Origin of the sequence: Streptomyces chilikensis, from assembly GCF_001642695.1 — a bacterium.
GTDB classification, from domain to species: domain Bacteria; phylum Actinomycetota; class Actinomycetes; order Streptomycetales; family Streptomycetaceae; genus Streptomyces; species Streptomyces chilikensis.
The window spans coordinates 1-1,049 of sequence record NZ_LWCC02000049.1 but is presented as its reverse complement, the minus strand read 5'-3'; the positions used below and the strand labels follow the sequence as shown (position 1 = coordinate 1,049).

The 1,049-nt window shown below is 79.4% G+C and carries 1 protein-coding gene; it reads left to right on the top strand.

Translation table 11 applies throughout. The features are described from left to right. Positions 1-998 (top strand): NsdA family TPR-like regulatory protein (locus A2U95_RS21885; RefSeq protein WP_240957590.1); only part of this gene is annotated, 998 nt, incomplete at its 5' end. Positions 999-1,049: the final 51 nt, after the last annotated feature.

The following is a 1,049-nucleotide window of genomic DNA, read 5'->3' as shown; positions in this document are numbered from 1 at the left end:
GGCGGTCCGGACGGGAGCCCGCGCAGGCGCTCGCCGCGGTGCCGCGCCAGCGGGGCGGGCGGGGCGCGGAGCGGGCGGCCGAGCGGAGCCCCGGCCAGCGGGTCACCGGCGGCGACGTCGCGGCGCTGCGTTCGGTCGGCGAGCTGTTCCGCTCCCTCGACCACGCCTACGGCGGCGGGCACGCCCGGCAGGCCCTGGTGCGCTACCTGGAGCACGAGGCGGAGCCGATGCTGCGCGGCGCCTACGGGGAGAAGCTGGGGCGGCGGCTGTTCGGCGCGGTGGCCGACCTGACGCGGCTGGCCGGGTGGACCTCGTACGACATCGGGGCGCACGGGCTGGCCCAGCGGTACTTCGTGCAGGCGCTGCGGCTCAGCCAGGCGGCGGGCGACCGGGCGTACGGGGCGTACGTGCTGGTCTCGATGAGCCGGCAGGCGGTGTACCTGGGCCACGGGCGCGAGGCGGTGCAGCTCGCGCGGGTGGCGCAGCAGGGCGTCGGGGGCGCGGCGCCGCAGGTCGTGCAGGCACTGCTCCACGCGGTGGAGGCCCGGGCGCACGGCGTGCTGGGCGAGGTGCGGGCGTGCACGGCCGCGCTGGTGCGGGCGGAGCGGGCGCTGGAGGCGGCGCGGCCGGGGGACGAGACGCCGCCGTGGGCGCGGTTCTTCGACGAGGCGCAGCTGGCCGACGAGTTCGGCCACTGCCACCGCGACCTCCAGCAGTACCGCGCGGCCGCGCAGTACGCGGAGCGGTCCCTGCAGCTGCGCTCGCCGGGGTACGCGCGCAGCCGGCTGTTCTGCCGCCTGGTGCTGGCCTCGGCCCGTCTGGGGCTGGGCGAGCTGGACCAGGCGTGCCAGCTGGGCGCGGAGGCGGCCGGGCAGGCGGCGGAGATGCGCTCGCTGCGGGCCGTGGAGTACGTGCGCGACTTCGAGCGGCGGCTCGAGCCGTACAAGGACGCGGCCCCGGTCCGCACGTACCGGGACCGGGTGGCCGCGCTGCTCTGAGCGGCGGCGCCCGCGCCCGCGCCGGCACCGCCGCGCGCCTCCGGCGGCCCG